General features: G+C 69.2%; 7 protein-coding genes and 1 pseudogene. 6 read left to right on the forward strand and 2 right to left on the reverse strand.

Translation table 11 applies throughout. From position 1 onward, the window contains the following. Window positions 1-7 precede the first annotated feature (7 nt). Entirely contained in the window at window positions 8-859 is an 852-nt protein-coding gene (locus MED01_RS02145) for a sugar phosphate isomerase/epimerase family protein (protein ID WP_238666862.1), read from the forward strand. An 80-nt stretch (window positions 860-939) separates the two neighbouring features. Then, window positions 940-3333, forward strand: coding sequence for an RICIN domain-containing protein (locus MED01_RS02150; protein ID WP_238666863.1), 2394 nt, complete (start codon window positions 940-942; stop codon window positions 3331-3333). 65 nt (window positions 3334-3398) lie between these two features. On the opposite strand, the pseudogene MED01_RS02155 reads toward MED01_RS02150, so the two are convergent. Together MED01_RS02155 and MED01_RS02160 are read right to left on the reverse strand one after the other, a co-directional pair. Continuing rightward, a pseudogene (locus MED01_RS02155) lies at window positions 3399-4373 on the reverse strand (family 43 glycosylhydrolase); the annotation flags it as partial. A 55-nt stretch (window positions 4374-4428) separates the two neighbouring features. Next, window positions 4429-5454 (reverse strand): LacI family DNA-binding transcriptional regulator, encoded by a 1026-nt coding sequence (locus MED01_RS02160; RefSeq protein WP_238666865.1) that lies wholly within the window; start codon window positions 5452-5454, stop codon window positions 4429-4431. Between the two features lie 372 nt (window positions 5455-5826). Between MED01_RS02160 and MED01_RS02165 the strand changes: the two genes are divergently transcribed. Genes MED01_RS02165 through MED01_RS02180 form a run of 4 tightly spaced genes read left to right on the forward strand, consistent with a single transcriptional unit; the run spans window position 5827 to window position 10111 of the window. Then, window positions 5827-7182 (forward strand): ABC transporter substrate-binding protein, encoded by a 1356-nt coding sequence (locus MED01_RS02165; RefSeq protein ID WP_238666866.1) that lies wholly within the window; start codon window positions 5827-5829, stop codon window positions 7180-7182. Then, the gene (locus MED01_RS02170) at window positions 7179-8132 is read left to right on the forward strand and encodes a carbohydrate ABC transporter permease (protein WP_238666867.1); all 954 of its coding nucleotides are present in this window, start codon (window positions 7179-7181) and stop codon (window positions 8130-8132) included. The genes MED01_RS02165 and MED01_RS02170 overlap by 4 nt, the downstream gene beginning before the upstream one ends. Then, window positions 8129-8953 (forward strand): carbohydrate ABC transporter permease, encoded by an 825-nt coding sequence (locus MED01_RS02175; protein WP_238666868.1) that lies wholly within the window; start codon window positions 8129-8131, stop codon window positions 8951-8953. The genes MED01_RS02170 and MED01_RS02175 overlap by 4 nt, the downstream gene beginning before the upstream one ends. 3 nt (window positions 8954-8956) lie before the next feature. Then, a complete protein-coding gene (locus tag MED01_RS02180) occupies window positions 8957-10111 on the forward strand; it encodes a serine hydrolase domain-containing protein (protein WP_238666869.1) in 1155 nt (384 codons plus the stop codon). Window positions 10112-10153 lie beyond the last annotated feature (42 nt).

Genomic DNA, 10153 nt, shown 5'->3' on the forward strand with positions numbered 1-10153 from the left:
GAGTCCGATGTACGCCATCGGCGTCAACCCCTGGGTCTGGGCCTCGCCGGTCGACGACGAGGCCCTGGCCGAGCTGATTCCGCGGATCGCCGCGTTCGGCTTCGACGCGGTCGAGTTGCCGATCGAGCAGCCCGGCGACTGGGACCCGATCCGTACCCGGGACCTGTTGGCGGCGCACGGCCTCGTCGCCGCCGGTGTCTGCGCGGTCACCCCGCCGGGGCGGGAACTGGTCGACGCCGCACCGGCGGTCGTCGAGTCGACGGTGGCGTACCTCAAGGGCTGCGTGGCGAGCGCGGCGGCCGTCGGCGCTGGTTGCGTCGGCGGCCCCGCGTACGCCTCGGTCGGCCGCACCTGGCGGATGTCGGCGGCGGCCCGCGCGGCCTGCTACGCGGATTTCCGGCGGGCCCTGGCGCCGGTAGCCGAGCAGGCCGGCGAGGTGGGCGTGAGCATCGGTGTCGAGGCGTTGAACCGCTACGAGACGAGCGTCGTCAACACCATCGAGCAGACGATCGAGTTGATCGACGGGCTACCGCCGAACGTCGGCATCATGATCGATACGTACCACATGAACATCGAGGAGGCGGACCCCTACGCGGCCCTCGCGGTCGCCGGCCCGCACATCAAACACGTCCAGGTCAGCGGCACCAACCGGGGCGCTCCCGGCGCTGACCACTTCGACTGGCCCCGCTTCTTCGCCGTCCTGCGGGACACCGGCTACCAGGGCGCGATCTGCATCGAGTCGTTCACGGCGGAGAACGATGCCATCGCCACCGCCGCGGCGATCTGGCGTCCATTGGCCCCCTCGCAGGACCGTCTCGCCACGGACGGCCTGCGTTATCTCCGGGAGATCCTCGGATGACCGCCTCGACCGGCCACCCCCGCGCCGGTCGAGGCCGTTCCACCACCCCCACCCCGTTCTCACGTCAGGAGCACCGTCCCGTGTCCTCGTCCCTTTCGTCGCTGCGCCGACTGCTGGCCGGCGCCGCCGCGACAGCGGTGACCGCAGTGGTCGCGGTGACCGCCTCGGCCTCCCCGGCCCTCGCGGCCACCACCACCCTCTACGCGTCGCCCTCCGGCACCGGCACCACGTGTTCCGCCAGCCAACCGTGTTCGTTGGGCGCCGCCCAGACCGCGGTGCGGGCGATCAACAGCGCGATGTCCGGTGACATCGTCGTCGAGTTGGCGAACGGCGCCTACCGGCTCTCGTCGCCGCTGCGGTTCACCGCTGCCGACTCGGGCAACAACGGCTATCAGGTGATCTGGCGGGCGGCCTCCGGCGCACGTCCGACGATCACCGGCGCCCGGGCGGTCACCGGCTGGTCGCTCGTCGACTCCGGCAAGAACATCTGGCGGGCCAACGTTCCCGCCGGGCTCGACTCCCGTCAGCTCTACGTCAACGGGGTCGTCGCCACCCGGGCACGCACCGCAGTGAACCGTTCCGACTTCACCTTCACCACGTCCGGCATGCGGTTCACCAACAGCGCGCTCAACTACCTCAACAACCTCGGCAACCAGAACCGGGTCGAGGTGGAGAGCGTCGGCTCGTTCACCGACCGGTACTCGCCGGTGCAGAGCATCAGCGGCAACTTCCTGACGATGCAGCAGCCCGCCTGGAACAACAACACCTTCGGCTTCGACACGCTGTCGCGCCCGCACCGGGCCGGCCCGTTCTACCTGGCCAACGCGTACGAGTTCCTGGACTCGGCGGGGGAGTGGTATCTCAACCCGACCAACGGCCAGCTCAACTACATTCCGCTCAGCGGACAGAACATGAGCTCGGTCAGCGTGGAGCTGCCGCAGTTGCAGTCCCTGGTGAACGTCGGCGGCACCTACGACGCGCCCGCGCACCACATCTCGTTCAGCGGGATCACCTTCACCGGCACCAGCTGGCTCGGCCCGAGTAGCAGCAACGGCTTCGCCGACCAGCAGACCGGCGCGCACATCGTCGGTTCCTGGGCCCGCCCGTCGGACGCGCTGACCTCCTGCCAGGAGGGTTGCCCGCTGTTCGAGGCCACCCGCCCGAGCTGGGCGCAGATGCCGGCCGCGGTGCAGGTCTCCGCCGCCAACACCATCAGCTTCAGTGACTCCCAGTTCGTCAACCTCGGGCAGACGGCCATCGGCATCGGCAACGACGCCAACGCCCACGCCAGCGGCGTCGGGCTGGGGGCCAACAACATCACCGTCACCCGCTCGGAGATCGCCCGCAACTCCGCCGGTGGCGTCGTGGTCGGCGGCGTACGCGCCGACGCCCACCACCCCAGCGACCAGCGGATGGTCAACCGCAACGTCACCATCAGCAACAACAAGGTGCACGATCTCGGTCTGGAGTACCGGGGTGTCGTCTCGATCCTGACGACCTACGTGAGCACCTCGCTGGTCTCGCACAACGAGGTCTACAACATGCCGTACACCGGTCTGTCGGTCGGCTACGGCTGGGGCGCCAACGACGCCGGAGGCAGCCAGCACTACGCCAACCGTGGCCTGTACAACTACCAGCCGCGGTACACGACGGCGACCACCGCTGCCAACAACCAGGTCGTCGGCAACTACGTGCACGACGTCATGCAGCAGATGACAGACGGTGGGTGCATCTACACGCTGTCGGCGAACCCCGGTGGGTCCATCACCCAGAACTACTGCCTGCGGACCAACGGCTGGTTCGGGCTCTACTTCGACGAGGGCTCGCGTTACTACACCGCCCGCAACAACGTGTTCTCCTCCACCGGCACCTGGGCGACCGCCAACTACTACTACGCCGAGAACATGGGCAACTTCACCGTTACCAACAACTGGTCGACCAACGGCAGCACGAACGTGACGAACGGCGACCGTGGCAACGTGGTCAACAGCAACGTCACTGTCAGCAACGGCAGTTGGCCGTCGGGCGCGCAGACGGTGATCAACACGGCTGGCGTGCAGAGCGGCGGCAGCACCAACCCGACGAACGTGCAGATCGTGGGCGCCCAGTCGGGCCGCTGCGCCGAGATCGGCAACTCCAGCACGACCAACGGCACGCAGGCCCAGATCTGGGACTGCATCAGCAACGTCGCCAACCAGCGGTGGACCCACACCGCGAGCCGGCAGCTCATGGTCTACGGCACCAAGTGCCTGGACGCCTCCGGCCAGGGAACCACCAATGGCACCGCAGTGGTGATCTGGGACTGCAACGGTGGCACCAACCAGCAGTGGAACGTCAACGCCAACGGCACGATCACGGGAGTGCAGTCGGGTCTCTGCCTGGACGCCAACGGCGCCGCTACGGCGAACGGCACGAAGTTGATCCTCTGGGCCTGCAGCGGCGGCACCAACCAGCAGTGGCAGCTGCGCAGCTGATCCAGTAGCTGGACACCGACGGGTCCGGGCCGGGGGCGTGACGCCTCCGCCCGGACCCATCCGGTTCAGCGCGCCACGTTCGCCCTCGCCGGGTCCACCGTCAACCCGGTGGTGGCCTCGTAGCGGACCGGGATGGGATCGGTGAGTTCCCCGACGAACGTTTCGTCGACGTGGTCGAGGAAGCCGATGAGGGACCAGCCGTCGGCGGGTCCGGGGACCAGCCGGGGCGCGTACAGGTGCGGGTGGGCGAACGGCTGGGCGGACGCGATGTCCCACGGCCCGAGGGTGGTCTCGCCGGTCGCCACCCAGATCCGGTGGTCGTCGTGCCGAGCGCTGCCGGTGGCCTCGGCGGAGAAGAGCAGCAGCGGCTGCCCGTCGAGGACCGCCACCTGGGGCACCTCCAGGTGACCGAAGCCGGCCGGAGTCGACAGCGGCGGCGCGACGGTCCAGGTGACGAGGTCGGTGGAGGTGGCGTGGCCGACGACGCCACGGGTGTTCGCCGGACCGGTGTTGGCGCGGGCGGTGATGAGCATGTGCCACCCCTCGCCGTCGGGGTCGGGAAACACCCACGGGTCACGCCACGCCTGCTCGTACCACAGCTCCTTGTCCAGCAGCTCGTACCAGGTGGGGTCGGCCTGGACGACCGGTTCGGTGCCGTGCCGGTGCCAGGTCATGAGGTCGTCGGAGACAGCCAGTCCGATGCGTTGGACGAGCCCGTCCTCCGCACGACTGACCCCGGTGTAGAACAGGTACCACCGTCCGTCCGGCCCGCGGACCGTGCAGCCCGTCCAGGTCGCCAGGTCGTCCCAGCTGGGCGCGTCGGCGGGGACCACGGCGTCGGCGACCAGGCGCCACGAGCGCAGGTCCGTCGAGACGGCGTGGCCGATGCCGGCCCGGCGGTGGCGGCGGTGCGGGTCGTGCAGGGCGCGGGACGCGCGCAGGAAGAACACGTGCCAGAGGCCGTTGTCGTCCCGCGCGTACCAGCTGTCCCACACCCAGTGGTCGGGTAGACAAAGCATGGACGGAAACCTAGCACTAAACCGTTTTAGCGTCGGTCAAAGCCCAAGCCGTCGGCACGGATCGGAGGGCCGGTGGTCAGCCGGCCGGTGGCGCGAGGGACCGGCGTCGGCGCAGGGGCATCGGAACGAGCGAGGGTTCGGCGGCACCCCCGTCCAGGAGTAGCTCGACAGCTCGCCGCCCCATCTGCTCGTGCGGTAGCGCGGTGGTGGCCAGGCTGGGACGCAACCAGGCGGCGATCGGGTCGTCGTCGAACGAGATGACCGAGATGTCCTCCGGGACGGTCAGCCCCGCCTCGCCGAGTGCCTGGTAGGCGCCGAAGGCCAGCCGGTCGTTCATGCAGATGATCGCGCTGGGTCGCTTCGGCTTGCTCAGCAGGCTGCGCATGGCCGCGTACCCGTGCTCGGGCAACCACTCGGTGCAGAAACACTCGGCCAGGAGGCGGACCTTCGCCTCGTCCAGCGTCTGTTGGATGCCGTGCAGGCGGGCGCGGGCGGCGAGCGAGACCTCCGGGTCGTCCTCCTTGAGTCGGTTGCGCCCGATGAGCGCGATCGCGTCGCGGTGGCCGAGCTCCAGCAGGGCGCTGGCGACGGAGCGTCCGGCCCCCTCGTCGTCGGGGACCACGCTGGGCAGGCCGTCGGGGCTGGTGGCGTTGAGCAGCACCACCGGGCCGCCGAGGATGGCCGCGGGCACCGTCAGCCGTCGGGTCGCCATCGCCGCGTAGATCACCCCGTCGACCTGCCGGTCCAGGACGGCCTCGATGGCGTACTGCTCGAAGGTGGCGTCGCCCTGCGTCTCGGTGATGAGCAGGACGTGGTCCCGTTCGCGGGCCGCGTCGAGGGCGCCGCGGATGAGGTCGCCGGCGAACCGGGTGGTGGCCACGATGTCGGAGACGAACGCGATGGTGGCCGTCTTGCGGGTGCGCAGGCTGCGCGCGGCGAGGTTGGGCCGGTAGCCGAGTTCCTCGGCGGCGGCGAACACCCGCTGGTGCGCCTCGGCCGAGAGCCGGGTGCCCTCCCTGCCGTTGAGCACCATCGACGCGGCGGTCTTGGACAGCCCGGCTCTGCGCGCGACGTCGGCGAGTGTTGCTCTGTTGCGGCCCATCAGTCCTCCGAATCAGGCGCGGTGCCACAGGCGCCGCTCCCGCCCATCATGATGCGTCGCCGTCCGGGAACGAGCGCCGGTCACGTCGGCGCGGTGTGAACCCGACGTTTCCGCACCGTTGCCAAGTTGTCCTTGACAGCTCCCCGCGCCACGCGCATGCTCTGCTAAATCAGTTTAGCGACCACTTCTGGTGCATCCAGAGGCGCCTTCGGTGGCCGTGCCGGGTTCTTTTCTGCTGACGGTACGGGTGCTGCGCCCGGGCGACAGGTCACGGCGTACGTGTCGTGGCGGCCACCCGGTCGCGGTGGTCCCGGTGGAGCCGTCGCGCGGCCATGGGTCGCGGGACGCGTGGAGATGTCAAGGAGTCATGAAATGACAGAATTGCTGACAAAGTTTCCGCGACGGAGAACTGTGCTCCTCGCGTCGCTGCTCGCGGTCGGGATGACCGCGACGGCCTGCAGCGCGCCGGGCGAGGACCGGTCGTCGACCCAGAAGTCCGATGCCGCCGTCAAGACGGAGCTGGGCACCGACCCGATCACCCTGGACATGTACGCCGAGACCGGCTTCCCGCTGGCCAAGGCGTTGGCCGACGAGTTCTCCAAGCAGCACTCGAACGTCAAGTTCAACATCCGTGAGGACCAGTTCACGGTGATCGTGGAGAACGCGCCCCGGGTGATGGCCTCGGACAACTCGCCCGACATCATCCGGCTCCCGACCATGGTCGACCTGGTCAAGGACGACCTGCTCAAGAACCTCGACCCGTACTTCACCGCGTACGGCTGGGACAAGTTCCCCGCCTCGCAGCTCATGCAGCTGCGCGTCGGCGAGAACACCCGGGGCACCGGCTCGCTGTACGGCATGGGGCTCGGCTACAGCGTCACCGGCGTCTTCTACAACAAGAAGCTGGCCAGTCAGATCGGCATGACCCAGCCGCCGACCACTGTCGCCGAGTTCGAGGAGCTGCTGGCCAAGGCGAAGACCGGCGGGGTCCAGCCGATCATGCAGTTCAACAAGAACACCGCGGGCATCAACTTCCCGCACCAGGCGCTACAGAACCAGTTCGGCGACCCGACCCAGGTCGCCGACTGGATCTTCCAGAAGCCGGGGGCCACGTTCGACACCCCGGCCGCCCTGAAGGCCACCCAGACCATCCAGAAGTGGGCCCAGGCCGGTTACTTCACCAAGGACGCCAACGCCCTTGACTACGCGGGCATGGTGGGGGAGTTCCAGAAGGGCAACGGCCTGTTCATGTTCAACGGCGACTGGGAGTCGGCCAACCTCGACAAGTCGATGCCCGGCAACGTCGGCTTCTTCCTCTTCCCCACCGAGTCTCCCGGTGGGAAGCACGTGGCGATGTCCGCCCCCAACACCTTCGGCGTCTCCGCCAAGGCCAAGAACCCGGACGCCGCCGCGTACTTCCTGAACTGGGTGCACACCAACGCCAAGGCCCGCGAGATCTCGGTGACCGTCGGCGGCTCCAGCCCCGGCGGCCCGAGTGACCTGCCGGTGCCGAGCGCCGCCCCGAACACGGTGCTGGCCGAGACCCTGAAGGCGTCGCAGCAACTCGGCGCGGAGAACGGCGCTGTGGACTTCACGGCGAACGCGACCGGCGGCATCTTCGCCGCCGCTATCACGCCGGAGATGCAGAAGCTGATCGCCGGTCAGCAGACGCCCGAGGGGTACGTGAAGGCGGTCCAGGCCGAGTATCAGAAGGAACTGTCCCGATGACGTCTGCCCTCGGCAGCGCACCAACCGGGCGTGACGATCGTCGCGCCCGCCCCACCCCCGCGCGGGCCCACCGATTCCGGTGGGCCCGCGCGGCCGGGACGGGCTGGTTGTACGTCCTGCCCGCCCTGGTGATGTACGCGGTGTTCGTGCTGCGCCCGCTCGTCCTGACGCTTCAGTACTCGCTCTACGACTGGAACGGCATCGGGGTGGCCCGCTGGGTGGGCCTTGACAACTACCTCACCGTCTTCACCGACAGCGACCTGCTGAAAATCATCGGCAACGCGATAGTGCTGATCGTCTTCTTCAGTTTCATTCCCGTAGCGCTCGGGCTGTTGGTGGCGAGCATGGTTCGCCGGATCACCACCGGCGCGTTCGGCACCGTCGTCCGGACCATCCTGTTCCTGCCGCAGGTCATCCCCCTGGTGGCGGCGGGCATCGCGTGGAGCTGGCTGCTCTCGTCGAACGGTCTGGTCAACCAGGCGCTGCGCGCGGTCGGGCTGGGTGGCGTCGCTCGTGCCTGGCTCGGCGACTTCGACACGGCGCTGCCTGCCGTCGGCGTCATCGGGGCCTGGGTCCTGCTCGGCCTCTGCACGATTCTGCTGGTCACCGGCATGAGCAAGATCGATCCGGCGTTGTACGAGGCCGCCCGCCTCGACGGTGCCGGTCCGGTCCGCGAGTTCCTCGCTGTGACCCTGCCCAGCCTGCGCCAGGAGATCGGCGTCTGCCTCACCGTCACGATCATCGCGGCGCTGGCGAGCTTCGACATCGTCTACATCTCCACCAGCGGTGGCCCCGGCCTCCAGACCACGGTGCCGGGCCTGGAGATCTACCGGCTGGCCTTCTCGCAGCGGCAGGTGGGGCTCGCCTCGGCGCTCGCTGTAGTGCTCATGCTGCTCGTGCTGGCGTGTGTGCTGCCGATCCAGCGCCTGAGCCGAGGGGAGAAGCCGTGAACCTGAGCCGACGCGAACAGCTGACCGGCCGGGTCTTCCTGATCGCCCTGATCGTCGTCACCCTGCTGCCGTTCGTGAGCATGCTCTCGGCGGCGTTGCAGCCCCGGGGCACAGTGCCCAGCGGCCTGGAGTGGCCGTCGGACCCACAGTGGGGGAACTTCGCCGACGCCTTCACCGCCGCGAACATGGGCGCCTTGCTCCGCTCCAGCCTGCTCATCGTGGCCGGTGTCGTACCGGTGTCGGTGCTCATCGCGACCATGGCCGGCTTCGGGCTCGGTCAGCTGCGGGTCCCCGGTGGCCGACTCGTCTTCGGTCTCTTCCTGCTGGGTCTGACCCTGCCGTTCGAGGCCGTGGTCACGCCGCTCTACTACCAGATGCAGGACCTCGGGCTGCTCAACACCCGCTGGGCCATCATCCTGCCGCTGATCGGGCTGTACATGCCGTTCGCGGTGTTCTGGATGCGGGCGCACTTCACCAACGTGCCTGTCGAGTTGTCCGAGGCGGCCCGGGTGGACGGCAGCAGCACGTGGCAGTTGTTCTGGCGGGTCCAGGTGCCGCTCGCCCGGCCGGCGATCGCCTCGCTGACGATCCTGATGTTCCTTTGGACGTGGAACCAGTTCCTGCTCGCCATCGTCCTCGTGGACGACGCCAGCAAACGCACGATGGCCGGGGCGCTCGGAGCGTTCCAGGGCCAGTGGGGCACCGACCTGGTGCTGCTGTGTGCCGGGTCGCTGCTGATCCTCACCCCGACCCTCATCGTGTTCCTGATCTTCCAGCGACAGTTCATCAAGGCCCTGATCCAAGGGTCAGTGAAGGGGTAGGCAGTGGTCACACAGCCGCAGATCCACGGCGACGTCGACGATCGCTTCGGGCGCGTCGCCGACGTCTTCCGCGACAACTTCACCTCCCGGGGAGAGGTCGGCGCCGCGGTCACCGTCTACGCGCGGGGCCGCAAGGTCGTCGACCTGTACGGCGGGGTGGCCGACACCCGTACCGGGCGACCGTGGGACGCGCACACGCCGGTCGTCGTCTTCTCCTGCACCAAGGGGATCCTGGCGATCTGCGCCTACCTGCTGGCCCAACAGGGCCGGCTCGACCTCGACGCTCCCGTGACGCGCTACTGGCCGGAGTTCGGACAGCACGGCAAGGCGGACATCAGGGTGCGCTGGCTGCTCACGCACCAGGCAGGTCTGCCCGCTGTGGACCGGCCGCTGACCCTCGACGAGGTGCTGGCGTGGGATCCGGTGGTCAAGGCGATCGAGGCGCAGGCCCCGCTGTGGGAGCCGGGTACGGCGCACGGGTACCACTCGATGACCTACGGCTGGCTGGTCGGCGAGGTGATTCACCGCATCACCGGCCAACTGCCCGGTGCGTTCTTCGCCGACATCGTCGCGGACCGGCTCGGGCTGCACACCTGGCTCGGGCTGCCCGCCGCCGAGAGCGACACCGTCGCCTGGGGCCTGGCACCGCCCCCGGACGCTGACCCGTTCGTGGACCCGGTCGCCGAACGCGGCATCACCATGGGAGGCGCCTTCGCCTTTCCCGCCGACGCCGACGGCCTGGTCAGCTTCAACGACGACGCCATCCGGGCCGCCGGTGTTCCCGGCGCGGGCGCGGTGAGCACCGCGGAGGGCCTCGCGCGCCTCTACGCCGCCTGTGTGTCGGACCTTGCGGGTGGGCCACTGCTCACGGCGGCGTCGGTGGACGACGCGGTGGTCGTCCGCTCAAGTGGCCAGCAGCGACACGGCCCGCCGGACTCGGGGCAGCGTTGGGGGACCGGCTTCCTGCTGCACTCGCCACCGGCGCGGCCGTTGCTGGGGGAGCGCAGCTTCGGCCACGACGGTGCGGGCGGGAATCTGGCCTTCGCCGACGCCGAGCACCAGGTGGGGTTCGGCTACGTGGTCAACCAGATGCGGGGGATGGGCGACGAGCGCGCCAACCGCCTCACCGCCGCCGTCCGCTCCTGCCTCGAAGCCTGACCTCCGGCGCCCCCGCGCCACCTCGGTGATCATGAAGTTGTT

The organism is Micromonospora alfalfae (assembly GCF_022230925.1).
Lineage (GTDB): Bacteria > Actinomycetota > Actinomycetes > Mycobacteriales > Micromonosporaceae > Micromonospora > Micromonospora alfalfae.